General features: G+C 61.5%; 26 protein-coding genes. 11 read left to right on the top strand and 15 right to left on the bottom strand.

Features of this window, described 5'->3' with window-relative positions; genetic code table 11:
- Positions 1–3: 3 nt before the first annotated feature.
- The 4 genes from ACEPP2_RS10595 to uxaC all read right to left on the bottom strand — a co-directional run bounded on the left by ACEPP2_RS10595 (position 4) and on the right by uxaC (position 4,375).
- A complete protein-coding gene (locus ACEPP2_RS10595) occupies positions 4–1,284 on the bottom strand; it encodes a TRAP transporter large permease (RefSeq protein ID WP_077545896.1) in 1,281 nt (426 codons plus the stop codon).
- Positions 1,285–1,289: 5 nt separating this feature from the next.
- Positions 1,290–1,850, bottom strand: a complete 561-nt coding sequence (locus ACEPP2_RS10590) for a TRAP transporter small permease (RefSeq protein ID WP_077545862.1) — start codon at positions 1,848–1,850, stop codon at positions 1,290–1,292.
- A gap of 99 nt (positions 1,851–1,949) precedes the next feature.
- Positions 1,950–2,927, bottom strand: coding sequence for a TRAP transporter substrate-binding protein (locus tag ACEPP2_RS10585; protein WP_077545863.1), 978 nt, complete (start codon positions 2,925–2,927; stop codon positions 1,950–1,952).
- Between the two features lie 38 nt (positions 2,928–2,965).
- On the bottom strand, positions 2,966–4,375 hold the full coding sequence (gene uxaC / locus ACEPP2_RS10580; protein WP_395516573.1) for a glucuronate isomerase: 1,410 nt from the start codon (positions 4,373–4,375) through the stop codon (positions 2,966–2,968).
- 113 nt (positions 4,376–4,488) lie between these two features.
- Here uxaC and ACEPP2_RS10575 point away from each other — a divergent pair, with 113 nt between their 5' ends.
- Complete coding sequence (locus ACEPP2_RS10575) at positions 4,489–5,502, top strand: Gfo/Idh/MocA family protein (protein ID WP_395516572.1); 1,014 nt, start codon at positions 4,489–4,491, stop codon at positions 5,500–5,502.
- 98 nt (positions 5,503–5,600) lie between these two features.
- Here the strand turns inward: ACEPP2_RS10575 and ACEPP2_RS10570 are convergent, their stop codons facing one another.
- Positions 5,601–6,116, bottom strand: coding sequence for a ferritin-like domain-containing protein (locus ACEPP2_RS10570; RefSeq protein ID WP_395516571.1), 516 nt, complete (start codon positions 6,114–6,116; stop codon positions 5,601–5,603).
- Between the two features lie 162 nt (positions 6,117–6,278).
- Between ACEPP2_RS10570 and modB the strand changes: the two genes are divergently transcribed.
- From modB to mmsB, 4 genes are all read left to right on the top strand, one after another.
- The gene (gene modB, locus ACEPP2_RS10565; RefSeq protein WP_395516570.1) at positions 6,279–6,980 is read left to right on the top strand and encodes a molybdate ABC transporter permease subunit; all 702 of its coding nucleotides are present in this window, start codon (positions 6,279–6,281) and stop codon (positions 6,978–6,980) included.
- Entirely contained in the window at positions 6,977–8,047 is a 1,071-nt protein-coding gene (gene modC / locus ACEPP2_RS10560) for a molybdenum ABC transporter ATP-binding protein (RefSeq protein WP_395516569.1), read from the top strand. The genes modB and modC overlap by 4 nt, the downstream gene beginning before the upstream one ends.
- A 106-nt stretch (positions 8,048–8,153) precedes the next feature.
- Positions 8,154–9,299: an acyl-CoA dehydrogenase family protein gene (locus tag ACEPP2_RS10555; RefSeq protein WP_395516568.1), complete on the top strand. Its 1,146-nt coding sequence runs from the start codon at positions 8,154–8,156 to the stop codon at positions 9,297–9,299.
- Positions 9,300–9,363: 64 nt separating this feature from the next.
- The gene (gene mmsB, locus ACEPP2_RS10550) at positions 9,364–10,248 is read left to right on the top strand and encodes a 3-hydroxyisobutyrate dehydrogenase (protein WP_395516567.1); all 885 of its coding nucleotides are present in this window, start codon (positions 9,364–9,366) and stop codon (positions 10,246–10,248) included.
- Positions 10,249–10,262: 14 nt separating this feature from the next.
- On the opposite strand, the gene ACEPP2_RS10545 is transcribed toward mmsB, so the two are convergent.
- Positions 10,263–10,928 carry a sulfite oxidase-like oxidoreductase gene (locus ACEPP2_RS10545; protein ID WP_152339353.1) on the bottom strand — a complete coding sequence of 222 codons (666 nt, stop codon included), beginning with the start codon at positions 10,926–10,928 and terminating at the stop codon, positions 10,263–10,265.
- 105 nt (positions 10,929–11,033) lie between these two features.
- On the opposite strand from ACEPP2_RS10545, the gene ACEPP2_RS10540 reads away from it, so the two are divergent.
- From ACEPP2_RS10540 to ACEPP2_RS10530, 3 genes are all read left to right on the top strand, one after another.
- Positions 11,034–12,206, top strand: a complete 1,173-nt coding sequence (locus ACEPP2_RS10540) for an aminotransferase (protein WP_152339354.1) — start codon at positions 11,034–11,036, stop codon at positions 12,204–12,206.
- Positions 12,207–12,270: 64 nt separating this feature from the next.
- Positions 12,271–13,527 (top strand): DUF763 domain-containing protein, encoded by a 1,257-nt coding sequence (locus tag ACEPP2_RS10535; protein ID WP_395516566.1) that lies wholly within the window; start codon positions 12,271–12,273, stop codon positions 13,525–13,527.
- Positions 13,528–13,571: 44 nt separating this feature from the next.
- Positions 13,572–14,540 (top strand): TIGR03885 family FMN-dependent LLM class oxidoreductase, encoded by a 969-nt coding sequence (locus ACEPP2_RS10530; protein WP_395516565.1) that lies wholly within the window; start codon positions 13,572–13,574, stop codon positions 14,538–14,540.
- A 14-nt stretch (positions 14,541–14,554) separates the two neighbouring features.
- Here ACEPP2_RS10530 and ACEPP2_RS10525 read toward each other — a convergent pair whose 3' ends face one another.
- The 5 genes from ACEPP2_RS10525 to ACEPP2_RS10505 form a co-directional block, all read right to left on the bottom strand.
- The gene (locus ACEPP2_RS10525; RefSeq protein ID WP_395516564.1) at positions 14,555–15,754 is read right to left on the bottom strand and encodes a pyridoxal phosphate-dependent aminotransferase; all 1,200 of its coding nucleotides are present in this window, start codon (positions 15,752–15,754) and stop codon (positions 14,555–14,557) included.
- Between the two features lie 20 nt (positions 15,755–15,774).
- Positions 15,775–16,410 carry a TetR family transcriptional regulator C-terminal domain-containing protein gene (locus ACEPP2_RS10520; protein WP_077545876.1) on the bottom strand — a complete coding sequence of 212 codons (636 nt, stop codon included), beginning with the start codon at positions 16,408–16,410 and terminating at the stop codon, positions 15,775–15,777.
- 115 nt (positions 16,411–16,525) lie between these two features.
- Positions 16,526–17,767, bottom strand: coding sequence for an MFS transporter (locus tag ACEPP2_RS10515; RefSeq protein ID WP_077545877.1), 1,242 nt, complete (start codon positions 17,765–17,767; stop codon positions 16,526–16,528).
- A 260-nt stretch (positions 17,768–18,027) separates the two neighbouring features.
- Positions 18,028–19,032 (bottom strand): cytochrome d ubiquinol oxidase subunit II, encoded by a 1,005-nt coding sequence (cydB, locus tag ACEPP2_RS10510; protein ID WP_395516563.1) that lies wholly within the window; start codon positions 19,030–19,032, stop codon positions 18,028–18,030.
- Positions 19,022–20,437, bottom strand: coding sequence for a cytochrome ubiquinol oxidase subunit I (locus ACEPP2_RS10505; protein ID WP_395516562.1), 1,416 nt, complete (start codon positions 20,435–20,437; stop codon positions 19,022–19,024). Before ACEPP2_RS10505 ends, cydB begins: the two co-directional genes overlap by 11 nt.
- Positions 20,438–20,734: 297 nt before the next feature.
- On the opposite strand from ACEPP2_RS10505, the gene ACEPP2_RS10500 reads away from it, so the two are divergent.
- The gene (locus tag ACEPP2_RS10500; RefSeq protein WP_395516561.1) at positions 20,735–21,004 is read left to right on the top strand and encodes a hypothetical protein; all 270 of its coding nucleotides are present in this window, start codon (positions 20,735–20,737) and stop codon (positions 21,002–21,004) included.
- 40 nt (positions 21,005–21,044) lie between these two features.
- Here ACEPP2_RS10500 and ACEPP2_RS10495 read toward each other — a convergent pair whose 3' ends face one another.
- Positions 21,045–21,800, bottom strand: coding sequence for an endonuclease/exonuclease/phosphatase family protein (locus tag ACEPP2_RS10495; protein WP_395516560.1), 756 nt, complete (start codon positions 21,798–21,800; stop codon positions 21,045–21,047).
- Between the two features lie 61 nt (positions 21,801–21,861).
- Here ACEPP2_RS10495 and ACEPP2_RS10490 point away from each other — a divergent pair, with 61 nt between their 5' ends.
- A complete protein-coding gene (locus ACEPP2_RS10490; RefSeq protein ID WP_395516559.1) occupies positions 21,862–22,806 on the top strand; it encodes a putative bifunctional lysylphosphatidylglycerol flippase/synthetase in 945 nt (314 codons plus the stop codon).
- On the opposite strand, the gene ACEPP2_RS10485 is transcribed toward ACEPP2_RS10490, so the two are convergent.
- The gene (locus tag ACEPP2_RS10485) at positions 22,786–24,288 is read right to left on the bottom strand and encodes a phospholipase D-like domain-containing protein (protein ID WP_395516558.1); all 1,503 of its coding nucleotides are present in this window, start codon (positions 24,286–24,288) and stop codon (positions 22,786–22,788) included. The genes ACEPP2_RS10490 and ACEPP2_RS10485 overlap by 21 nt on opposite strands.
- 444 nt (positions 24,289–24,732) lie before the next feature.
- On the opposite strand from ACEPP2_RS10485, the gene ACEPP2_RS10480 reads away from it, so the two are divergent.
- Complete coding sequence (locus tag ACEPP2_RS10480) at positions 24,733–25,239, top strand: ferritin-like domain-containing protein (RefSeq protein ID WP_142587381.1); 507 nt, start codon at positions 24,733–24,735, stop codon at positions 25,237–25,239.
- Between the two features lie 11 nt (positions 25,240–25,250).
- Here ACEPP2_RS10480 and ACEPP2_RS10475 read toward each other — a convergent pair whose 3' ends face one another.
- Together ACEPP2_RS10475 and ACEPP2_RS10470 are read right to left on the bottom strand one after the other, a co-directional pair.
- Positions 25,251–25,448 carry a hypothetical protein gene (locus ACEPP2_RS10475; RefSeq protein ID WP_152335754.1) on the bottom strand — a complete coding sequence of 66 codons (198 nt, stop codon included), beginning with the start codon at positions 25,446–25,448 and terminating at the stop codon, positions 25,251–25,253.
- A 165-nt stretch (positions 25,449–25,613) separates the two neighbouring features.
- Complete coding sequence (locus ACEPP2_RS10470; protein ID WP_395516557.1) at positions 25,614–25,829, bottom strand: hypothetical protein; 216 nt, start codon at positions 25,827–25,829, stop codon at positions 25,614–25,616.
- Between the last annotated feature and the right edge of the window lie 77 nt (positions 25,830–25,906).

Below are 25,906 nucleotides of genomic sequence, written 5' to 3'. Positions count from 1 at the left end.
GTCCTATTTGAAAACGCCCGGCAGCCATAGCGAAATGGCGGGGACGTAAGTGACGAGGCCGAGGACGGCAACGCCGGCGAGATAGAAGGGCCAGATGGAGCGCATCGCCTGCCAGACACTGATCTTACCAACCGCACAGGCGACGAACTGCACCGCACCGACCGGCGGCGTGTTCAGGCCAATGCCGAAGTTCAGGATCATGATCACTCCGAAATGGACAGGGTCGACGCCATAGGCCTGCGCCACCGGCAGGAAGATCGGCGTGGCAATGATGATGGTCGGGCCCATGTCCATGAACGTGCCCAGGAAGAGCATCAGGATATTGAGGAGCAACAAGATGATCAGCGGGTTGTCCGAGATGGTGTTCATCCAGGCGATCAGGGCTGCGGGCACCCGGAGGAAGGCCATCAACCAGGAGAAAGCGGCTGCCATGCCGATGATGAGCAGGACCATTGCGGTGGTGCGCACGGCGCCCATGGTGGCATGAACGAAGCCTTCCCAAGTCATCTGCCGGTAGACGAAGACCGTGATGAGCAGGGCGTATAGAACGGCAATGCACGAGCTCTCGGTGGCCGTGAAGATACCGGAGCGGACGCCGCCGAAGATGATGGCGATCAGAAGCAGGCCAGGGATGGCAACTGCTCCCAGGTGAAGTGCGATCTGGAAGCCGGGGAAGGATTCAACCGGGTAGCCGCGGCTGCGAGCCACGAAATATGCGGTGACCATCAATGCGAGTGCGAACAGGAGGCCGGGAATGACGCCGGCAGTGAAAAGATCAGCGATGGAGATCTTCCCGCCCGCAGCGATGGAATAAATGATCATGTTATGGGAGGGCGGAAGGAGAAGGGCGATCAACGCCGCCATCGAGGTCACGTTCACGGCGTAGTCTGCGCCGTAACCTCGTTCCTTCATTTGCGGTATCATCAAGCCGCCCACGGCTGCTGCCTCGGCAACTGCTGACCCGGAAATGCCACCGAAAAGGGTCGCGGTCACGATATTGACCTGACCAAGTCCGCCCCGGATGTGGCCCACGAGGGACGCTGCGAACGCCACGATCTTCTGAGCGATACCGCCACGAACCATAAGATCACCGGCGTAGATAAAGAAGGGGATGGCGAGCATTGAAAAGACGCTCATCCCGGAGTTCAATCTTTGGAAAACGACCAGTGGGGGAAGCCCGATATAGGCTACAGTCGCAAAGCTGGCCACGCCGAGACAGAAAGCGATCGGCGTGCCGATCAGCATCAGAAGGGTGAAGACGCCAAAAAGAATCCAGTATTCCATGAGCATCAAGCCTTCACGTTGGCAGTGTCGAGTTCGGCCGCCACTTCCGCAGGCGGCGTCTCATCCAGAATGTCGTCGATGGGAGCGCCTGAGAGCCTCAAAACGATCCGCTCCAGGGTGAACAGCACGATCAGCACCCCACCGCCGACCAGCGGTACGTAATCCCACGCGCCTGAAATTCCGAGCGACGGCAGCGTCGTGTTCCATGTCAGCAGGATGAGCTCCCAGCCGTACCAGATCATGCCGACGCCGAAGCCGAACGCGACGACGTCAGAGATCATGCGCAGCCATTTCTTGCCGCTACGGGGGATCACGTAGAGGATGACGTCGAAGCCGAGATGATAGTTCTCCCGCACCCCAACCGCTGACCCAAGAAAGATGAACCAGCTCATCAGCATGACCGCGCCTGGCTCGGTCCAACTCGGGGAGTCGTTGAGCACGTAACGGCAGAAGACCTGCCAAGCTACGAAGGCGGTCATCAGGATCAGGCCGATGCCGGCGCTCCACAGAGCCAGTGTATTGAGCCGGCCGAGAAGCCCAGCCGTAAGTTTGAGTCGGTCCGACATGGTGTGCTCGTGATTGCGCTTGTGGCTGTTGCAGATCGTTTCAGGTTCGACGCCCACCCGAAGAAGGGGCGGCTGGAGACCAGCCGCCCCGATCTTGCGTTACTGGACAGCCTTGACGTCATCCACCATCTTCTGGAGCACAGGGTCGGTCACGTGCTTGGCATAAACCGGTTCCATGGCATCGATGAAGCCCTGCTTATCGGGTGTGGTGATTTGCGCGCCCGCTTCTTCCACGATTTTACGGGACTCGCTTACCTTCGCCGCCCAGAGTTCGCGCTGCTTGGCGACGCTGTCTTTTCCCGCCTGGCGGAAGATCTCCTGATCCTCAGGCGTCAGCTGATCGAAGGCCGCCTTGTTCATCACGAAGACTTCCGGAAGGATGGTATGCTCGTCGAGCGAGTAGTGCTTGGCTACTTCGTAGTGCTTGGCCGTGTCGTAGCTCGGGAAGTTGTTCTCCGCACCGTCGATGACGCCGGTTTCGATGGAGGAATAAACTTCGCCATACGGCATAGGCGTCGCATTTGCGCCAAGTGCTGCGACCATGTCGACGAAGATGTCCGACTGGATGACGCGGAACTTCAGGCCCTTCATGTCCTCGACGCTGTTGATGGGCTTCGTCCTGTTGTAGAACGAGCGAGAACCCGCGTCGTAGAAGGCCAGGACCACGAGGCCCGCTCCCTCGAACGCCGTCTTGATCTGATCGCCGATCGGACCGTCCATGACCTTGTGCATGTGTTCTTCCGAACGGAAGAGGTAGGGCAAGGCCGGAACGATCGATTCCTTCACCGTGCCGTTGAACGGGGCCATGGAAACGCGGTTGAGTTCGAGAACGCCGGAACGAACCTGCTCGATCGTGTCCTTTTCCTCGCCGAGTTGGGCGGAGTGGTAGACTTCCACCTCGTAGCGGCCCTCGGTTCGTTCCTTGATCAGTTCGCCGAAATATTTCACGCCCTCAACGGTCGGATATCCGTCGGGGTGCGTGTCCGATGACTTCAATACTGTCTGCGCGAGCGCCGTGCTCGCAAACAGTGTTGCTGCGACCGTGAAGGCAGCAGCGACCTTTCCAAAATGCAACATGATGTTCTCCTCCCTGTTTCCTCGGCGCCACGCGCCACTCAAAGCCGATACGCTTTTTTCGCGAGCGTATAGGCAAGCTCTCTGGCCAGATCGAAGGCTTCCTCCTCCCTCAACCTGTGCTCGGCGACTAGGCGCGCCAGAAAGGCGCAGTCCACGCGTCGCGCAATATCGTGCCGCGCCGGTATGGATGGGAAGGCGCGGGTGTCGTCGTTGAAGCCGACGGTGTTGTAGAAGCCGGCGGTCTCGGTCGTCATCTCCCGGAAGCGGCGCATGCCCTCCGGGCTATCGTGGAACCACCAGGCCGGTCCGAGTTTGAGCGCCGGATAGACACCCGCCAGCGGCGCAAGCTCGCGGGCATAGGAGGTCTCGTCCAGGGTGAACACTACGACGGTGAGGTCACGCTCAAGGCCAACCGCGTCGAGGAGCGGCTTCAGCGCGCCGACATAGTCGGTCCGGGTCGGGATATCAAAACCCATGTCGCGGCCATGGCGGGATAGCATTGACGGCGAGTGGTTGCGCCAGGAACCGGCATGGATCTGCAGGACCAACCCATCGTCCAGGCTCATCTTCGCCATTTCCGTCAGCATCTGCGCCCGGAACTGGCGGTGATCGCCGGCGTCTCCCCTGCCGCTTCTGATCCTGTCGAAAAGGGCGGCGGCCTCCGCTGCGGAGAGGTTCGCCGTGTCCGCAGTGGCATGACCGTGATCGGAGGACGTGGCGCCAAAGGATTTGAAATAGTCGCGGCGCTTGCGGTGGGCGGCAAGATAGCCCGCCCATGTCCCGGTATCCTCGCCGGTGATCTCCCCCAACAGATCCAGATTGGCGGAGAAGCCTTCGAAGTCCGGATCGACAACCGCGTCGGGACGGTAGGCCGTCACCACACGGCCATCCCAGCCGCTCTCGCGGATCATCCTGTGCCAGCGCAGGTCGTCGAGTGCTCCCTCCGTGGTGGCGATAGCCTCGATGTTGAACCGCTTGAAAAGAGCTCGTGGCCGGTACTCGGGCTGGCGGAGCTTCTCGGCGATGCGGTCGTAGCTGCTGTCTGCCGTTCCCGCGTCCAGAGGTTCCTCGATGTGGAAGAGGGAGGATAGGACGTAGTCCATCCAGAGGCGGGTCGGGGTGCCACGGAAGAGATGGTAGTTCTCGGTGAAGAGCTTCCAGATCCGCCTGCCGTCGGTTTCGGTCTCTGCTCCATCAAGCCGCCTTACGCCCAGATCCTCCAGTGCGATCCCTTGACTGAAGAGCATGCGGAAGATGTAGTGGTCCGGAACGATCAGAAGCTGGGCGGGATCGGGGAAGGGCTCGTCGAGCGCGTACCACCGGGGGTCCGTATGGCCATGCGGACTGATGATCGGCAGGTTCGACACGGTCCGATATAGAGCGCGGGCAATCGAGCGGACGCCGGGTTCCGGCGGCAACAATACGTCCTCGTGTACCAGTGAATTCATCAAGACTGCCGCTCCTCCTTCGGCATAAGAATGGCTAGAGCAGCGAGGTGTGGTATGTCAACATACAAAAATCGGTATTTTGTATGACAACCATTTTATGCGGAGGAGGCGATATGCGGATAGGGGTGATCGGACTGGGTATGGCATCGGCACCACATGCCCAAAGCCTGCTCGATCTTCGGGATCGTGTTGAAGTGGTAGCGGCCTTCAGCCCGACGTCCGCAAGGCGCCAGACCTTTGCGAGCCGGTGGGGGATGCCCGTCACCGATACCCTCGACGGCATTTTTGAGAATCCACGAATCGAAGCCGTCCTCGTCCTTACCCCACCGAATACCCATCGCCAGTTGGTGGAGCAGGCCGCTGCCAGGGGCAAGCATGTCCTGCTGGAGAAGCCGCTGGATGTGTCACTGGAAAACGCCGAGGTACTGGTTAACGCCTGTGAGAAGGCTGGCGTGACGCTCGGGGTCGTGCTGCAGCACCGGTTCCGTCCGGTCAGCATCGCGATGTCACAGATCGTCGCCGACGGCCGATTGGGACACATCGTGGGTGCGTCGGCCAGGCTGTCCAATTGGAGGCCACAGAGCTACTACGACGAGCCCGGTCGCGGGACGAGGGCAAGGGATGGCGGCGGCGTGTTGTTGACGCAGGGGATTCACACGCTTGACCTTCTGATATCGGTTGCCGGTCTTCCAGTGGAAGCCATAGCCTATGCTGTGACCACCCCGGTGCATCGCATGGAGACAGAGGATCTGGTCGCCGGAGCAATCCGCTATGAGAACGGTGCGATAGGTACCGTGGGTGCAACCACCTGCGCCTATCCCGGTACGCCTGATGCGATCGAAGTGATCGGCACCAATGGGATGGCGAGGATAGAAGGCGCGACTCTCATAGCAAAATTTCACGACGGGTCCGACATCGAGATGGACGATGGCGCGGTCGGCGGCGGTGCGGGTGCCGATCCCATGGCGTTCTCGCACATGCATCATCGGGCTGTGATTGAGGACTTCGTGGATGCCGTCGAGAATGGGCGCTCCCCCAAGGTAAGCGGCCGGGAGGCACTGAAGGTCCATCGGCTGATCGAGGCAATGCTCCGGTCGGCCGCGACGGGTCGTCGGGAACAGGTCTGAGGCGCGATCGCCGAAACCGATCAGTAGTGATTTCGTGACGTTCAGGAAAGAAGCGGCGCCTGACGGCGCCGCTTCTTTCGAAAGTGTATCGTGCAGATTTAAACCTTGGCGCTTTCGCCGGCCTCGCGGAGTTCCACGAAGCGCGTTGTCACGGTGTGCAGGTTGTCGTCGATCCATTTCGCCATGTTCTGCTCCTCCTGCAGGTTCGCCTGGAGGGCGGAGGTCGCGGATTGGAAGCCGCCGAGTTCTGCTACAGCCAAAAGAGACTTGTAGGCAGCAATTTCGAAGTTCTCGAAGGCGAAGTTGGCAAAGGAGTTCTTGAGAATCTCATCACCCGCGATGGTATGGCCCATTGCGGCCATCGCACCGGTAAAGGACAGCGCCATGTCCTTCATGGAGGAGTGGCTTTCATCCAGTTGCTGAAGCAGTTCTTCGAGCCGCGTCATCTGCCCTTCCGTCTCGCGAATATGCTCCTCAAGGCGGCGGGCGACTTCCGGATAGTTCTCAATTCTCGAAACCTGCGGCTTCATGATCGACAGAGCCTGGTTTTCCATAGCGTGGGCGTTTTTCAGGCCGGTCACGAAGATCTCACGGGTCGCGCTGGTGTCAGCCATGTCATTCTCCAAAGTGGGTTGAAGTTCCGGGACACGAACCCCGGTGCGCAGCGAAAGTTCCGATCCGGTGCGGGGTTTGCAGCGTAGATTTTCCATTGTCGCGCGTTTATCCGTTAACTGGCGCGGGTATCGGGAGCAGGCGCTGATGAGTGGGGGAAGAAAGTGGATTGGCTGGCACTGAGCGAGGAGGAATGGACGGCCGTCCGCCTGAGCGTCAAGGTGGCGACGGTAGCAGTTGCCTGCAGCCTGCCAGTCGGCATCGCCATAGCGTTCCTGCTCGCCCGCGGTCGGTTCTGGGGTAAGTCCTTCCTGAACGGGATCGTTCATCTGCCGCTCGTCCTCCCGCCCGTGGTCACAGGATTTCTTCTCCTGGTCACCTTCGGCCGGCAGGGTGCGGTCGGCTCCTTTCTCCATGACTGGTTCGGCATCAGCTTCTCGTTCCGGTGGACGGGAGCGGCGCTGGCCTGCGCGATCATGGGTTTCCCACTGATGGTGCGGTCGATCCGCCTGTCCATGGAGGCTGTCGACACGAAGCTGGAGGAGGCGGCAAGCACGCTGGGTGCCCGTCCTGCCTGGGTATTCCTCACAGTCACGCTGCCGCTTGCCGCCCCGGGCATCATCGCCGGCATGATCCTTTCCTTTGCAAAGGCGATGGGCGAGTTCGGAGCGACAATCACCTTCGTGTCCAATATCCCCGGAGAGACACAGACTCTGTCGGCCGCGATCTACACCCTTACGCAGGTGCCGGGGGGCGATGCCGGGGCGATGCGGCTGACGATGGTTGCGATCGCGATTTCCTTTGCGGCGCTGGTGGCGTCCGAATGGGTGGCGCGGCGCGTCGGGCAGAAAGCTGTCGCATCATGAGGCTGACAGTTGAGGTGAAGCAGGCCCTCGGGACCTTCCAGTTGGACGCGGCCTTTAACGCGGAGGGTGGCGTAACGGCATTGTTCGGCCAATCGGGCTCCGGCAAGACCTCTCTTGTCCGCGCAATTTCGGGCCTCGCAAAACCCCAGTCGGGAAAAGTGCTGTTTGATGGCGAGATCCTGCTGGACACGGAGAAGGGGTGTTTCGTGCCGCCACACCGCAGGCGGTTCGGATATGTATTTCAGGAGGCAAGGCTCTTCCCGCATCTGAGCGTGCGGCGCAATCTGGGCTTCGGCCAGTGGTTCGCGTCCGCGAGGAAGGATGCGCGTGCATTCGAGCGGGTTGTCGATCTCCTCGGTATCGCATCCTTGCTCGACAGGCCGCCAACTCATCTTTCCGGGGGTGAACGCCAGCGCGTTTCGATCGGACGCGCCTTGCTGTCCTCCCCGCGGCTGCTGCTCATGGACGAGCCACTTGCTGCCCTTGACGACGACCGCAAGGCGGAGATCCTGCCCTATCTCCGCCGCCTCAGGGACGAGGCGGGAATCCCGATCGTCTATGTCAGCCATTCCGTCGCCGAGGTGGGGCAACTGGCCGATCGCGTCGTCATGATGCGAGACGGGCGCGTTGCCGCGATCGGCTCGCCGTCGGAGGTTCTTAAGGGGCACCTTCTGTCCGCCCATGAGCGTCGCGATGCAGGCGCCGTCCTGAGCGGGGTTGTCCGCTCGGTAGAGGCCGGTCACGGACTGGCCGTCGTAGCTTCCGGGTCCGTCGAGATCACGGTTTCAGATGCGGCTTTGCAGGAAGGTCAATCGGTGCGTCTGCATATCCCGGAACGGGACGTGATGATTGCAACAGAAAAGCCGGTTGGGATAAGTGCGCTGAACATCCTCCCCGGCACGATATCCGGGTTCGAGGACGATGAGGACGGGTCCGTTCGCGTCGCTATCGCTGTGGGCGAGGTGCGGATCTTCGCGCGGATCACCGCCTTCTCCCGTGACCGTCTCGGCCTTTCGCCGGGTCGAGGGGTCTATGCCGTTGTGAAGTCGGTTGCGCTTGCGCGCTGACCTTGCGTTGGCAAATAGTTGGAGAACGGAAGACCGTGCTGGCGCACGCGGCCGGCTTGTGCAAAATCCGCCCCTGAGCTTGGCGGGAGGCCAAGGGAGGTCAGACATGGATTTCACGCTCACCGAGGAGCAGGCTGCCATACGGCAGATGGCTCAGGACTTCACCCGTGAGGAAATTGCGCCGTTCGCCCTGGAATGGGATCGGGAGAAGCATTTTCCCGTAGAAACGATCCGCAATGCGGGTGCGCTTGGGATGGGTGCTATCTATGTTCGCGACGACATCGGAGGCACAGGGCTTGGACGTGTCGAATCGGCCCTAATCATAGAGGCGCTTGCGTCCGGTTGTCCGGCAGTCGCATCCTACATCTCCATCCACAACATGTGCGCCTGGATGATCGATCGGTTCGGCAACCAGCAGCAGCGGGAGCAATGGCTACCCGGGCTCGTGACCATGGAGAGGCTGGCAAGCTATTGCCTCACCGAGCCGGGGTCCGGATCCGACGCTGCGGCTCTCAAGACACGGGCGGTTCGGGAAGGTCATCATTATGTGGTCTCCGGCCAGAAGCAGTTCATCTCGGGTGCGGGCGCCTCGGATGTCTACGTTGTAATGGTGCGGACCGGAGATGACGGTCCGAAGGGCATCTCGACCCTGGTCGTGCCGGCGGATACGCCTGGTCTTTCGTTCGGCGCTGATGAGCGCAAGATGGGCTGGCATGCGCAGCCGACCCGGGCGGTCATTCTCGATGGCGCGCGCGTTCCCGTCGCTAATCGGCTGGGCGAAGAGGGAGACGGGTTCAAGATTGCGATGGCGGGCCTCGATGGCGGGCGCCTCAACATTGCCGCGGCCTCGCTCGGGGGCGCGCAGTCGGCCTTCGACAAGGCGCTTGCCTACATGGGCGAACGACGTGCCTTCGGGCAACCGCTGACGGCCTTCCAGGCCCTGCAGTTTTCCCTGGCGGATATGGCAGCCAATCTCGAAATGTGTCGGACGTTCCTCTGGCGCGCTGCCGCTGCCCTGGATGCCAAGGCTCATGACGCGACAACACTCTGTGCCATGGCCAAACGGCTGGTCACGGACCGGTGCTTCGACGTCGCCAACAACGCGCTTCAACTGCATGGCGGCTATGGCTACCTCGCTGAATACGGGATCGAGAAGATCGTGCGTGACCTGAGGGTGCACCAGATCCTCGAAGGGACGAACGAGATCATGAACGTGATCATCGCGCGCTCGCTGATCGGACGTACATCCTAGAGGCTATCGCAAGAGAGTTTTGGATCGGCCGCACGCTGCGCCGTCCGCTTACGGGAGGAAAGACATGGAAGACCGCGTTGCGTTCATCGGGCTGGGAAACATGGGCGGGCCGATGGCGGCCAATCTCGTGAAGGCAGGTTACCAGGTCGCGGGCTTCGATCTGTCGCCGGAATCGCGCGATACCGCTACGGGGAATGGTATCTCTGTCACTGCGAGTGCTGTGGAGGCGGTGAAAGAGGCAGGCGTCGTCGTGACAATGCTGCCGGCTGGCAAGCATGTGCTGTCGGTCTGGGAGGAGTTGATTGCCGCCGTAACGCCCGGCACGCTCCTCATCGACTGCTCAACCATCGACGTCGAAAGTGCCAGGCAGGCGCATTCCCTGGCGAAGACCGCAAGTTGCCTCTCGCTCGACGCGCCGGTTTCAGGCGGTACCGGCGGCGCGACGGCTGGCACATTGACGTTCATGGTTGGTGGAGCGAACGAAGCCTTCACGCGGGGGGAGGCGGTCCTCCAGAAGATGGGTAAGCGGATCGTGCATTGCGGTGATGCGGGTGCGGGACAGGCGGCCAAGATCTGCAACAACATGATCCTCGGCATCACGATGGCAGGGGTCTGCGAGGCATTCGTACTGGGGGAGAAGCTGGGTCTGTCCCACCAGGCACTGTTCGATGTCGCCTCGACCTCGTCAGGCCAATGCTGGTCGATCAACACCTATTGCCCGGTGCCAGGCCCGGTGCCCACCTCGCCGGCGAACAACGGCTACAAGCCGGGATTTGCCGCGGCGCTGATGCTGAAGGACCTGAAGCTGTCGCAGGACGCCGCTGGCTCGGCGGGCGCCAAGACGGAAATGGGAGCCCATGCGGCGGATCTATACGAGCGGTTTGCCGCGCTGGGGCACGGAGGCGATGATTTCTCCGGGCTGATCAACTTCCTGCGGGAGGGAAAGTAAGCCCCTCCGCCCGCTCAGTCATCGGCGTAACGCTGCTCGGCCCACGGGTCGCCCCGCATGTGGTAGCCGTTCTGCTCCCAGAAGCCGGCGCGATCGGATCCGATGAACTCGATCCGCTTCAGCCATTTCGCGCTTTTCCAGAGATACAGGTGCGGTACCACAAGCCGCACGGGACCTCCGTGTTCGGTCGCCAGCGGTTCGTTCTGCCAACTGTGGGCGAGGATGGCATCTTCTGCCGCGAAGTCGGCAAGCAGGAGGTTGGTCGTGTAGCCATCATAGCTCGTCAGCATGACGGCAGCTGCGTCGGCCTTGGGGGCGACCATGTCCATGACGTCCCGAGTCGAGACACCCTTCCAGTCATTGTCGTAGCGGGACCAGGTGGTGACGCAGTGAATGTCGGAGCGGCGCTCCGTCTGAGGGAGGGCGAGCAGGGCATCCCAGTCCAGCGAGCGAGCGTTCTCCACGAGGCCTGCAACGTCAAGACGCCATTGTGCCGTCGATACCTCCGGCTGCTCACCGAGATCCAGGACCGGCCAGTTCTTCACTAGGTGCTGCCCAGGCGGGAGCCGTTCGGTCTCAGGGCGCGCGGTCCTGCCCGTCAGGAAGCGGCCTTCGTGTGCCCATGCCCGTTTGCTGCGCGTCAGCTTGCTATCCTCGGGATGGGTAGGCTCGTCGCCCATGACATGTCCTTCCGTGAGATCTCGTCCTTGCCAGAGGCAATAAACTGGTAGATGTGGAGGCCAAATCAATGCCAGTTGCCGCAATCGCCTCTATTCGGATTTCCCATGCCTGCCTTCAATCCCCTCGTCGAGAAGCTCGCCCCGCCGCCCGTCCCCTCGGTCTTTGCCTGGGGCAGGGCATATGACGGGTCGCGCGGCCCATTGATCGATCTGTCGCAAGCCGTACCGGGCTATCCGCCGCATCCCGACATGCTTACCCTGCTCGGTGAAATGGCCTCTTCGACCGCCTATTGCGGCTACGGTCCAATCGAGGGGGACGCCGATCTGCGGCGAGCCTATGCGGAGCATGTGAGCCAGGTCTATGGCGCGACGCTGACACCTGAAAACACCCACGTCACTTCGGGATGCAACGAAGCCTTCGCCAGTGCCGCCATGACGGTCGCCGGCCCCGGCCAGACAGTGCTGATGACCAATCCCTTCTACTTCAACCACGACACGACGCTGGCAATGATGGGCGTCAAGATGCGCAGCGTTGCCTGCCGACCGGAGGACGGGTTCCTTCCGAAGCCCGATACGATAGCCGCTGCCATCACGCCCGAGGTGCGCGCTCTCGCGCTCGTTTCGCCGAACAACCCCACAGGAGCCGTCTATCCACCCGACCTGCTGCTGGCGATCTTCGAGCTGTGCCGCGCAAAGGACATCTGGCTGATCCTCGATGAAACCTACCGCGATTTCCTACCCGAGGCAGGCCGTGCACCCCATGGCCTCTTCGCCCAGGGTGATTGGCAGGAGCGCCTGATCAGTCTCTACAGCTTCTCGAAGTCTCTCTGCATCCCCGGTCACCGCCTGGGTGCGATCACCGCCGGTGCGAAGACCGTCGAGCAGATCGCCAAGGTCATGGACAATCTGCAGATCTGCGCGCCGCGGTCCGCGCAGGCTGCTGTCGCGCGGGCCCTGCCGATCCTGGCGGGCTGGCGGGAAGGTAACCGGCAGGAAATCGTCCGCCGTGCTGAGGCGCTGACGGTGACGATGGCGAAGCTGCCGGAGTGGCGGGTCGATTCGCTCGGCGCCTATTTCGCCTTTGTCCGTCATCCCTTTCCGGCGCTCGGATCGGCTGACGTGGCCGAGCGACTGGCCAGGGAGGCGGGGGTGATCTGCATTCCCGGCGCCTATTTCGGTGAGGGCCAGGAGGCCTACCTCCGTTTTGCCTTTGCAAATGCGGATGTCGAAACCATCTCTCTGCTGAAAGAACGGCTGGGGGATTTCCGGCCGGCCTAATAGAATGATCCTGTTTCGTTCTCGGATTCCAGCTATATAAGCTTGATCTGGAGAAGGACCGGCCATGGCACAGAGAGCAGGCAGCGCTGATCTTCCGCTTCACGGCGGCCGCGTTCCGCAATGGCTCGGGCAGCGCATGACCCGCCTCGGCGCGCTGATCACCGAGGCTGTGGTCCACCACTACGGCCGCGACGAATTCCTCCGTCGCATGGCGCATCCATTCTGGTTCCAGTCCTTCGGCGCCGTTATGGGCATGGACTGGCATTCCTCCGGCATCACCACGAGCGTGATCGGTGCGCTGAAGCGCGGGCTGACGCCGCTTTCGGCAGAACTCGGCATCCATGTCTGCGGCGGACGAGGACAGCATTCGCGCAGGACACCGGACGAACTCACGACAATCGGCGATCGCGTCGGGATCGACGGAGCGTCTCTCGCCACCACCAGCCGGCTCGTCGCCAAGGTCGACAGTGCGGCCGTGCAAGATGGCTTCGATCTCTACCTGCACGGGTTTATCGTGACGGACGACGGGAAATGGGTGGTGGTGCAGCAGGGAATGAACGGCGACCGGCGACAGGCCCGGCGTTATCACTGGCTGTCGGAGGGGCTGGAGAGCTTTCTGGACTCGCCCCATGCGGCGATCGAAGGGCGAGAGCAGGGCCGGATCGTCAACCTGGCCGACCGGCGGGCGGATGCGTCCCGCATGTCGCAACTGGAGATGCTTTCAAGCCTCGGGCCGGACCGGATCGTCAGCGAGCTCGTTTCATTCGAGCGGCGCGAAACGCCCCTCGATGCGGCGCAGCCGATGCTGCCGCATCTTTTCATGCCTGCCCATCACGATGTCCGCGAGAAGGATGTCAACATGAAGCGTCTTCACGGCACGCTGGCAGCGGCGGCGGACCGTGGACCCGCCGACTTCCAGCAATTGCTGCTCACGCCCGGTGTCGGCGCGCGCACGGTGAAGGCGCTTGCCATGGTCGCGGAAGTCGTTCACGGCGCCCCCTGTCGCTTTTCCGATCCCGCGCGTTTCTCGCTCGCTCACGGTGGGAAGGACCGCCATCCGTTTCCCGTTCCGCTCAAGGTCTACGATGAGACGATACGGGTAATGAAGTCTGCGGTCAGCAAGGGCAGGTTGGGGCGAGAAGAGGAACTGCAGGCGCTGAAACGGTTGGACGATCAGGCGCGGCGCCTGGAGCAATATGCGACTGGCCCGGATCTCAAGGAGATCGTGGCTGGTGAATTTCGCGATTCTCCCGCCCTGGGCGGACGCAGCATCTTCGGGTGGGAAGAAGAACTTGCAGCCCGCGGCTTGAAGCGAGGCTGACGTTTTCAACGGAACCAAGCGAGCGTTTCGGCCTTCTAGGTGCCATGACGATCATCGGTTACCACGCCTCCCACGAGCAGTTTTCCCCAAGCGAACTCGTCGCTTGCGTCCAAGCGGCGGAAAATGCGGGCTTCGGAGCTGTCATGTCTTCCGATCATCTGGCGCCCTGGAGCGAGCGGCAGGGACAATCAGGTTTCGTCTGGACCTTCCTCGGTGCCGCCATGCAGGCGACGAAGACGATTCCCTTTGGGCTGATTACCGTGCCGATGGGCTGGCGATATCATCCGGTGATCACCGCCCAGGCGGCGGCGACCCTCGGAGAACTCTTCCCTGGCCGCTTCCCCTGGATGGCGGTCGGGAGCGGGCAGGCCCTCAGCGAGCACGTGGTCGGGGAGCGCTGGCCGTCCAAGCCCGAGAGGAATGAACGGCTCCTGGCTGGGGTCGAAATCATCCGGTCGCTGTGGGATGGCAACACCGTCAGTCGCGAGGGCCCCATCAGGGTGGATGAGGCAAGGCTCCACACCTTTTCGCGAGAAGCTCCAAAGGTTATTGCAGGCGCACTTTCCATCGCCACAGCCGAATGGGCGGGAAAATGGGCGGACGGGCTGATCACGATCAACCAGCCGCGAGACAAGCTGTCCCAGATTATCGAGGCTTTCCGTCGTGGCGGTGGAGAAGGGAAGCCGGCCTATCTTCAGGTTCACGTTTCCTATGCCCCGACTGAAGCAGAAGCCCGCGAGAACGCATACGATCAGTGGCGGAGCAATACGCTGCCCGCCGCAGTCGCCGAGACGCTCAGGACGCCGGAGGAGTTCGATGCTGCCTGCGCCCGGGTCAGGCCCGAAGATATGGACGAGTTCGTCCGCATCTCGGCCGATCCCTCTCGCCACGTTGCGTGGTTCGAGGAAGACATGGGCATGGGTTTTGAGCAGATCTACGTCCACAATGTCGGACGCAATCAGTTGCAGTTCATCGATGTCTTCGGTGCGCAGGTCATTTCACGGCTGAAATGACCTGCCTTTGCCGCTCAGGCGGTCGCGCGTCGTCCTTCCGGCGCCATAAGGCGATCGGCGAGGTCCGAGATGCGCTTCATGGCGATGAGCAGCGTATCGTCGGGAACCGTAAGGGAGATGCGCAGGAAGCCGTTGGCCTGCCGGCCGAACGATCCTCCGGGCATGACCGCGACACCTTCCTGCTGCAGAAGCTCCCAAGCAAATTGAAGCCCGGTGAGGCCGGTTGCGGAGATGTCGAGAAGGATGAACATTCCTCCTTCCGGCAGCATGGGTCTCACAAGGTTGTTGCCGGCGAAAGCCTGGGCTGCAATCTCCGCGCGCCGGCGGTAGTTCGCGCGCATGGTCGGCGCCATGTGGAAGTCCTGCGAAAGCGCGAGCGCCGTCATGTCTGCAATGAACGGCTGGACACCAAAGAGCATCGTCTCGGAGACGGGAAGCAAGCGGTTGCAGAACTCTGCAGGGCCTGCGGCCCAGCCGCTGCGGAAGCCCGGCGCCGCATGGGACTTGGAGATCGACGAGACCACGATGGTCCGCTCTGCCAGTTCCGGCATGTCGAATGGCGATGCAAACGGGACGTCATCGAACACCAGTTGCTCATAGACCTCATCGCAGACGATCCAGAGGTCGTGCTTGCGGCAGATTTCCCCGATCGCGGAAATTTCACGGGCCGTCAGTACGGCGCCAGTCGGATTGTGCGGTGTATTGAGGAGCACCACGCGTGAGTTCGGCGTGATCGCCCGTTCGAGGTCCTCGGCCTGCATGTGGAACCGCTTCTCAGGACGAAGCGGAACCATAACCGGATGGGCACCGGTGGACGCGATCACCCCTTCATAGGTTGCGTAGAGCGGGTCGCCGACGAGTACAGCATCACCGGTTTCGACCAGGCCCGTCATCACGGCGTAGAGGGCTGTCTGGGTGCCGGGGAAGCAGAGGAAGTTCTGCTCCGTCACCCCGGTGCGGCGCTTCGCGTACTTCTCGACCAGTGCCTTCAGGACCGAAGGCTCGCCGCGTCCATTCGAGTAACGTATGCGTCCGGAATGCATGGATTTCGTCGCCTCGTCCAGGAGCGCCTTGTCCGGCGCGACATCCGGTTCGCCAATAGTGAGCTCGATGATATCGGCGCCCTCCTGCTTCATCTGGCGAGCGGCGGTGTGCACCGCCCAGCGGCCGGAACCGAGATCGGCAAGACGGTTTGTTATGGAGGCGTAGCGCATTTTAGGTCCTCTATTCATCTTCAAGCCAAAGACAGATCGCCCGGTGGAAGCCTCAGCAGGGCCTCCACCGAGACGATGGCTGTCCCGGCAATTTCGTTGTCTTCGAACATGTCCGGCGCGAGCGTTCCTTCGAGCCAGAGGCCGTCGATCAATCCGTTCAGCGCAATCGCATAGGAGCGGCACTCGGCGGCGCTCACCGTCCGCTTCCGATCTGCAAAGAAGTCCGAGAGGAGTTTTTCCAGTTCTCCGAGGAAGGCCAAATAGCTCTCGCGATGAATGGCGGCGAATGCGGGATCGAGCGGGATGTGGCTGATAAAGGCGGCCCACAGGGACAGCGTACGACTGTCGGTCACGGGTGGCGTGACGTTCGCGACGATGAACTGGCGCAGCCGGGTGCGTGGGTCATGTCCTTGAGCCGCTGCCGTGGTGGTCTGCGTGATGCCGTTCATCAATTGCCGGTAGGCAGCCTGCAGCATCTGGTCCTTGGTCATGAAGTAGTGACGGATCAATCCGGGCGTCACACCGGCGCGCGCCGCGATCTGGCGCACCGTTGCGCCCTCTATTCCAGCTTCTGCAATACAGTCCAGCGTTGCTGCGATGAGCTCTTCTCGCCGCTCGCCTTCGCTGGCACGGTGATAACTGCGGCGCGTATTCATGCAAGCCTTGGTCCAGTGGAAGGGAACATCCGAGATAGGGACACGGTGATATCACTTTCGTGTCCACCGTATCCGCTGTTGTTATACGTTTGGATAATAACCTGCAAGCGCCAAGTCAGCGGCGTCCATTGGCGAGCCGGGTCGCGGCAGGCAGCCGACGCAGGTACAGCATGGCAGCAGCGCCGACGAAGGGTCCGATCGCAAGCACGGAGAAAGTCCATTGCCATCCGCCCAGCAATTCGGCCAACCTGGGCAGCGCCCAGATCATGCCGATCGTCAGCGCGAAACCCATGCCCATCTGCAGGGAGAGAGCGGTGCCGATGTAATTGCGGTCGGCAAGTTCGGTGACCGCCGCCGAGAACTGTGCGGAATCGCCAATGATGCTGATCCCCCAGACGACGACCACGATGGCAAGGAGCCATAGCGGTCCGTCATAGGCGAAGCCAACGGTCAACGCGCAGAGGCCGGAGGCGATCATCATGCCGGCCGTCGTCGCCGTGCGTCCGACGCGATCCGAAAGCACCCCGCCAGCGAAGCAACCGACCACACCGAGAGCCACCGTGGCAAAGGTCAGGAGGGATGCATCCTGCGCCGTGCCGTAGTCGCCGGCCTCGAAGGCCGCCGTAAGGTAGGTCAAGAGCCATGCCCACATGGCATAGAGTTCCCACATGTGACCGAGGTATCCGATATTTACGAGGGCAACATGGCGGTCGCGCAGTACACGGCCGATCTGGTGTGGGTCGAACATAGCCTTGCCGTACGGAAACGGACCCTCTCTCACGCAAAGCAGGAAGAGCACCATGCTTGCAAGCGCTGCGATGGTCGACAGCACGACGACCTGCTGCCAGGCGATTGCGGAGGTCGTGCCACGGAAAAGATGTGGAAGAGCTGACCCGGCGGTTATCGCTCCGATCACGGCGGCGAAGGCAAGGCCGCGGCCGGCCACGAACCACGTGGAGACGAGCTTGAGCGCGGGCGGATAGACACCGGCGAGCGCGAAACCGGTGATGATCCGGCAGAGGATCGCGACGATGGGAGGCGGCTCGAGTAAGAGGGCAGCATTGGCGATGACGGCCAATGCAGCCGATCCGGCCATGAGGCGGTTCATCCTGATCAGGTCAGGCAGATTGAAGAGGCTCGCAAGCAAGGCGCCGGTGACGAAGCCGATCTGGACCCCATTGGTCAGCCAGGTCGCTTCAGCGGTCGAGAGGTTCCAGGCGCGGGTCAGCTCTGGAGCGATGGCGGTCGCTGAAAACCAGGTCGAGAAGGACAGGACGACCGCACAGCAGAGAAGGGCAAGGGTCGTCCAGCGTTGGCGCGCTTCGCTATCCCGTTGCACCAGTGGTTCTGCGGCCAAGTCCCATCGCCTCCTTACATGCCGATGCGCCGCATCCCGCGTCCGCTCAAGCGTTAGGCGACTGTAACCTGTTTGACGGTGGCGTCCAGCCGCTGCGTCCCGCTTGGTGGCAGGTGGTGTCGGCGCGCACGGCGTCGAGAGATGGACTTATGTACCGAGCCAGAGCTTGATGACCAGCCCGACGACAGTCACTGCAAGGACGCCCGCCAGCCACAGGCCGACGAACCACGCAAGCCGCCTGAGGGCCCCAGACGCTGCCATTAGTGGTAGCCTTCCTCGGGATCCACCTTGCCCCGGAACACCCAGTAGGCATAGGCGGTGTAGGCGAGGATCAGCGGCACGAGGACCAGCGCACCGACCAGAAGGAAGGCTAGGCTCTCGTCGGGAGCGGCAGCATCCCAGATCGTTACCGAGGTGGGGACAATATAGGGATAGAAGCTGATCCCGATCCCGGCATAGCCGAGCACGAAGAGACCAAGCGACGCAATGAAGGGACGGCTGTCGTGATGGGTGCGCAGGCCGTGGGCCAGCACCAGGAAGCAGGCGGCGACCAGAGCGGGGACGATCAGGCTGAAAGCTGCGGTCGGCCAGCTGAACCAGCGCTGGAGATAGAGCGGCTCGAGGAAGGGCGTCCAGAGGCTGACGATACCCATGGCCACCAGCGTGGCGACCCCGGCCACATAGGCATAGCGCCGTGCTCTTTCCGCCAGTTCTCCGCTCGTCTTCATGATCAGCCAAGTCGCCCCGAGCAGCGCATAACCGATCAGGACGGCCAGCCCGGTGGTGACGGAGAAGGGCGTGAGCCAGTCCCACCAGCCGCCCGTATACGCCCGGTTCTCAACCGGAATTCCCTGCACCAGTGCCCCCAGCGCCACGCCTTGGGCAAAGGCTGCGACCACTGACCCGCCCGTGAAGGCCCAGTTCCAGAGAGGCTCTGCCCGTTTGGTGCGCCAGCGATATTCGAAGGCGACGCCTCGGAAGATCAGCCCAAGCAGCATGGCAATGATCGGAGCATAGAGCGCCGGCAGGATGGTAGCGTAGGCAAGGGGGAAGACGGCAAGCAGCCCGCCGCCGCCGAGGACCAGCCATGTTTCGTTGCCGTCCCAGACGGGCGCAACGCTGTTCATCATCACGTCCTTCTCATGCTTCTCCGGGAAGAACGGGAAGAGAATGCCGACGCCGAGATCGAAGCCGTCGAGGATGACGTAGGCGAGGACCGCGAAGGCAATGATGGCGGCCCAGATGAAGGCGAGATCAAGCTCCATGACGCACTTCCTCGTGTTTGGCTGCCTGAGGGGCAGGCGTAATACCCGCCGTACGGATCGGGCCTTCATCGAGGTCGCCCATCGGATCGCGCGGCAGGCGGGACATCAGCCGGAGAATATAGAAGGTGCCCGCACCGAAGATCAGGAAATAGACAATGATGAAAGCGATCAGCGAAGTGGCAACCGCCGGTGCCGCAATCGGCGAAACGGAATCGGCCGTCAGAAGATGACCGTAGACGGTGAACGGCTGTCGCCCCACCTCGGTAGTGATCCATCCCGCCAGGACTGCAACAAATCCTGCAGGTCCCATCACAATCGCAGAGCGGTGCAGCCAGTCGCTGCCATAGAGTGAGCCGCGCCAGCGACAGTAGAGGCTCCACAAGCCGAGGCCGAACATCGCAAAGCCAATGGCGATCATGATGCGGAAGGACCAGAAGACGATCGGGACCGGCGGATGCAGTTCTTCGGGAACTGTGTCGAGACCAGCCAGAGGTGCATTCAGGTCGTGCTTCAGGATGAGACTGGAGAGCTTCGGGATCTCCACTGCGTAGTCGACCCGTTTCTCCTCAGGATTGGGGAGGCCAAAGAGGATCAAGGGGGCTCCATCGGGATGACTTTCGTAGTGGCCCTCCATGGCCATGACCTTGACCGGCTGATGCTCGAGCGTGTTGAGGCCGTGCATGTCGCCTGCGAGGATCTGAAGGGGTGCGACGATCGTCAGCATCCACATGGCCATTGAAAACATCGTTCCCGCGCGAAGCGGCGATGTGCGGCGCAACAGGTGGTAGGCCCCGACAGCCCCCACAACCAGTGCAGTGGTCAGATATGCTGCCAGCACCATGTGCACCAGCCGGTATGGGAAGGAAGGGTTGAAGATGATGGCCCACCAGTCTTCGGGCACAAACTGCCCTGCGTCGTTCATGGCGAAGCCGGCCGGCGTCTGCATCCAGGAATTCACAGCGAGGATCCATGTCGCCGACATCAGCGTGCCGAAGGCAACCATGAGCGTGGCGAAGAAATGCAGGCCGGGGCCGACGCGCTTCCTGCCGAACAGCATGACCCCGAGGAAACCGGCTTCGAGGAAAAAGGCCGAAAGGACCTCGTAGCCCATCAGCGGACCGATGATGGGCCCAGCCTTGTCGGAGAATACGCTCCAGTTCGTGCCGAACTGGTAGGACATCACGATGCCCGATACCACGCCCATCCCGAAGGCCAGTGCGAAGATCGTTTTCCAGAAGTCGAAAAGCTCGAGATAGACTTCCTGCTTCGTCCACAACCACAGGCCCTGAAGCACCGCCAGATAACTTGCGAGTCCGATCGAGAAGGCGGGGAAGATGATGTGGAAAGAAACAGTGAAGGCAAACTGAACCCTGGCCAGGAGTGTAGCGTCGAGGTTTTCGAGCATCGTCCATCCTCACTTAACAACTGCAGCGACGGGTCCGCTGGTTGGAAAATGGGTTGAATGCCAGGGAGGTCAATACGGACGGATTGACGCAGAGCCGTCGGAAGAAAGACGGCGCACTCCCGAAGGAGGCGCCGAGTTGGGGAGGGTACTATGACGCTGTCGTCCGCATTCTACAGCTTTCGACGGGTGATCAACCGCGGACGCAGTAGAAAGGTTCCCGCTGTCGAGACAGGTTTCGGTCCGGAACAATCGCATCCGGCTCAGGTTCGGGTGCGAGATGTTGAAAGGAAGGTCAAGATGAGCAAATCGGTAGAGACCACCGACCATAAAGAAATCCGCAACTGGATCGAGGAACGCGGCGGTCACCCGGCGCGCGTCAAAGACTCTGGCGAAGGAGGCATCCTACGGGTGGATTTCGGCGAGCCGGAAGAGTCGCTGGAGCCGATCGAGTGGGATGACTTCTTCGACATATTTGACAAGAACGAGTTGTGCTTCCTCTACCAGGACGAGACCGCCAGCGGGAAGACCAGCCGGTTCAACAAGTTCGTATCTCGCGGCAAGAGCTGACGCGCTCGGCGGAACAGGTTCCCGAGGATTAGCGCGCCATTCAAAGGCGAATGGTTGCCAGCAGCGGCAGGTGGTCGGATGCCCTGCGTGTCAGCGAAGTGGAGATCACTTCCGCGTCCAGCACTTCGATGCCCTCCGATACGAAGATGTGATCGAGGCGCATCACCGGATAGCGGGATGGGAAGGTGGGCTGCGGCCGGCGCGGCGCTTCCAGTTGAACATCCTTCAGATGCTTCGTAACAAGGCGATAGGAGGCGGACCTGCCGATGGAATTCAGGTCGCCGATGAGGATGCGTGGTTTGTCCGCATTGTCGGGATTGCCGAGCCAGCCGGGACCAAGCAGTGTCGTCATCTGGCTGACGCGATCCCTGCGGCGCAAGCCCAGGTGAGTATTGAAGACCTGGACTGTCTGATCTCCGGCAGTCACTTCCGTCCACAAGGCCCCGCGCTGCTCGCCAGAGGATGGAAGCATGGCTCCCTTGACGAATCGCATAGGTAGCGCGGTCAATACAGCGTCGCCATAGCGTTCTTCGGCCACGTGAAGTGCCGCATGGAAGTGAAATTCCATGCGCAGGAGCGACGCCACGACGTGTACCTGATCAGCGCCACCGGTCCGTCGGCGCCCGACATCCAGTTCCTGCAGGCCGATGATATCGGGAGCAATGCTTGCGATCACCTCGGCAATGCGCGCACAATCGAGCTTTCGGTCGGTGCCGATGCAACTATGGACGTTGTAGCTGAGGACCTTGAGGATGGTGCCGGGCTTGGCTGGTGGTTGCTGCGGAGTGGCTGACATGAGCGGGGGAACCCGTTTGTCCGGTTTTCGTTCCCCGTTCACGAACTGAGAGAGGGAGCGGATGGTCACGAGGCGACGCGTTTTCAAGATTCTGGCTGCATTGGCGATCGTGGTCGCGGCCTTCCTCGTCTACCGTAGTCTCGGACGCTATAGTTTAGAGGAGATCCGGCTGTCGGTGGGTTCCATCCCGCAGCAGAGATTGCTCTTCGCCTTCGCATTCGTCGTCGGCTCCTATACGTGTCTCTCTGGTTTCGACTGGCTCGCCGTGCGCTATGCGGGTCACGCCTTGCTCTATCGGCAGGTGGCGCTTGCGTCCTTTTGCAGCCTTTCCATCGGCCACAATGTGGGGATGGCTGCCCTGAGCAGCGGTGCGGTGCGCTACCGCTTCTATTCTCGCTGGGGGCTTTCGGGCGAGCAGGTTGCCAAGGTCATCATCTTCTGCGGCGTCACCGTCGGTCTAGGCCTGGTTACCCTTGCCGGTTTAGCGCTGACCATAACACAGGGGCGGGGCGGCGACCTGCTCGGCATCAACGAGGTGACAGCGGTTACTCTGGGCTGCATCTGCCTCCTGGTGCCGACGCTGTACCTGCTGATCTGCTGGCGCGTAGAACGGCCCCTTATCCTGTATCGGTGGAGCTTCCAGCCACCCTCCGTCTGGCTTGCCCTTGGCCAGATCGCGGTCGGCACGCTCAACTTTGCCTGCGTCGCCGCATGCATCCATCAACTCATGCTGGGCATTTCTGCGGTCAACTACCTGACGGTGGCCACTGCCTATGTCACTGCGAACATCGCTGCCCTGATCAGCCACGTGCCCGGAGGCCTGGGTGTGCTGGAAGCCACCATTCTCGGCGTTCTTCCCATCGATGCGTCGATCGGCGCGCTGGTTGTCTTCCGGATCCTGTACTTCTTCGTTCCGCTGATGGTGGGCGTGCCGACGCTGGTGGCGAGCGAAGCCTATTTTCGCCGCCAGCCGCGCAGGAGGATATCAAAGCAGCCGGCGGGTTAGGCGGGAAAAGCTCCGCTTCGCGAAGGCCAGCATGGGGCGAATTGGCCAGAAGGGCTGCTTCGGATCGATGATACCCGTGCCCACGACGGATTCCGTGTCGCCCTCCTTGGGACCGACATGAAATTGACGCAGCCCGCGTGGGGATGTGTTGAGTGCGTCGATCGCTGCGATGAGGGAGCCTGTGATGCGGATCTGTTCGGACACCTGCTCGGGTGACGCGTCCAGATGTTCCGCAATGAGATCGTCGCGCACCCGTTCGATCGCCTGGCGTCCTTCAGCGCTATATGTCTCCAGGGCAATATCGCATTCGGTGTCCAAGCCTTCAGACCGGTTATTGAGGTTCGAGGAGCCGACGCGGATGAAACGATCATCGACGATGATCACCTTCGAATGGACCACGATCTCCCGGTCATTGCCCTGTGCGTCCGGGGTTACCGCATAGTAGACACGCAGCCGGTTGTACCGATCGGCCCGCATGAGCCTGCGGATCAGGCGGTTGCGGTTCTTGCCCATCATCAGTTGCTCGAGGAAGCCGTGGGACTCGCGCGTCACGACGACCACGATCTCCGGCCCCCGCGGCTCCTTCAGCCGTCGCGCAATCGTTCTGGCGACACCGAAGGAAGCCAGATATTGCGTCTCGATATACAGGTGGCGCCCCGCAGCGCGTAACGCGTCATGGGTCAGGCGGATGGCTTCCCTGTGGCCGCGCCGACCCTTCCATTTCCAGGCTTCGGTCAGGGCCAGTGCCGCAGAGCAATCTCTCAAGGTGGCGTCGAGATCGTCAGGCCAGGGGTTGGGGCCTTCGAGGGCGGGTAGCGGCTGAAGTGTCTCGCCTGTCAGCTTGCGCCATCGGCGCCGCGCGACATCACCTATCAATACGGCTGCAGGCCCAGTGACAATACTCTGGACATCATGAACCGGGCCATAGGCCGTGCCGTCGGGAGATTTCCGGAGAGGGTTATCAGATCGATGCTCGCGATCATCCCATCTGCGGGCGGTGAGGTCGATCCCGCCGAGAAACGCGGTTTTATCGTCGATGGCGACGAGCTTCTGGTGATGGCTGGCGCGCAGCGGATGGTCGAAGTCGAATTTCAGGGTGATCCGCTCGTGGTCGCTCCAATCCATCCTGCCGAACATCTTCAGGCTCTTGCCGGAGTAGACCGGCCCCATGCCCCAAACGATGAGCCGCACCTCCAGGTCCGGCCGGCTTTCGACCAGGCTCCGAAGCCGCTCGCCGAGCGTCGGGCAGTCCGGATCTTCCGGTCTCAGTCGAATATCCGGATTAAAGTCCCAGCCGATGATGAAGATAGAGCGCCGGGCATGCTCCAGAACCTGGTCCAGGCGGCGGAAGTAATCGGCCCCGTCGACCAGGAATGCAGCTTTCTCAGCGCGGGAACTGCGCCATGCATTGTGTCCGGGCTTGATGATTGGATTTGTACGGGATTCCTGGTCTGCCGGAAAAGCGGTTGTTGTCACGTCCACCTACGCACCCCTTGATAGCGATCGTAGATGAACGCGCGCAGGTTACTCTAGTTCCATGAGGTTCAGCCAGCGTACTAGGCGTAGACAGGCGGATCGCTCGTCTCGTCAGGATTGGGTACTGGATCCTCGTCCGGTAGTCGATCTGGTTCAGGCTCGTCGATCGGCGGCACAGGGTTGAGATCCGGTGCCGGGACTGGCGGGGTTTCGTGGGGCTCTCTTGGATCTGGCGAGTTGATGTCCGTCTCCTTTGTACCTGATCTAGTTCTCGATCGCCGCCGCGCCTATCATCGCGTCTGCGTGGCTCAAGTTCCGCATCAGGCGACCTTGTTCCTTGTCGCTACAATCGATGAACTGCAGATGCCGCCCTAAGTTCCCGTTTTTGTCGGAACCGGTCTGATAAAGGTCGAGTTGAGGGTAAGCGCTCGAGTCCCTGAGGAGATCAAGATGCACATGAAGGATCGCTTTATTGCCTGGCTTCGCGACGCGCACGCGATGGAGGAGCAGGCGCTGACCATGCTGACCGCGCAGGCCAAGCGGATACAGAGTTATCCGGAACTGAAGGCGCAGATAGAGAGGCATGTTCTGGAGACGCAGGAGCATCTGCGTCTTCTCCAGGAATTGCTGGATACCTTACCATCCGGTGGGATTTCGCTGGTCAGGGATCTGACGGGGAGACTCGCGGCAACGGCTCAGGGGCTCGGAGGTGTCCTGACATCCGACGAGGTTGTGAGGGGAGCGATGGCGGGTTACGCTTTCGAGCACATGGAAATTGCTGCCTATCGTGTGCTCATCGCTGCGGCTGACGAACTCGGTGAGGTCGAAGCAAAAGCGGTCTTCGAACGAATACTCCAGGAAGAGATTGCCATGGCTGATTGGCTTGAAGGCAATCTGGACGACACCACACGTCTCTACCTTCTCCGGGACGAGCGAGACCTCCAGGCCAAGCGATGAGTTGTGGCAACTTATGCCTGCAGGTGAGAACCTAGATCCTTCTCTTCTCGCAGGCCCTGCTGATAGAGTTCGAAGATGCGAGCGGCGAGCTGGTTGGCCGCTTCCCCCTTGCCGTCCACGCCTCGTGCGGCGCAGGCTGCGCTGAACAGCCTCTGCATGCAGGCCAGATCCTGCGGCTCGAATGCACTTCCCTGAATATGCTGCGTCATTGGTGGCCCTCCGTGGTCCGGAGCAACGTCCTGGCGCCATGTGGTCCCGGCGCTTCCAAGGTATGACGCAAAGCCTACTCCTCCCACGGCAACATGCAAGCGCCGTGGGAGGTTAGAATCGTTCACGAATGGCCGATGTCTGAATTCTCACGCAGACTTTACAGGTTACCTCTCCAGGTGATTGTCCTGGTGGTCGTGAAACTGTTCTGTCTGTACACTCTTGCTGTCTAGACCGCGCTCCTGCGAATGCTGTGCCTTGTCGCGGTTCGACAGGACCATGTTGTCCGGCAGAACATCCTTGTCAACATCGGTGAGTGCTCCGGTTCCAGAGGACTTCCCGTGCGCGCCGGATCCGATGTGCTTTGAACTCGCGTTCGCCATTGCGATTTCTCCTTCCTGTTTGGGCAACCGGCGCGAATGAACGCGCCCCATGCCACCTTCACCCAACCACATCGGTG

It is taken from the genome of Pseudorhizobium flavum (genome assembly GCF_044142885.1).
Taxonomy (GTDB): domain Bacteria; phylum Pseudomonadota; class Alphaproteobacteria; order Rhizobiales; family Rhizobiaceae; genus Neorhizobium; species Neorhizobium flavum.
This window is presented reverse-complemented; position numbering and strand designations above follow the sequence as displayed.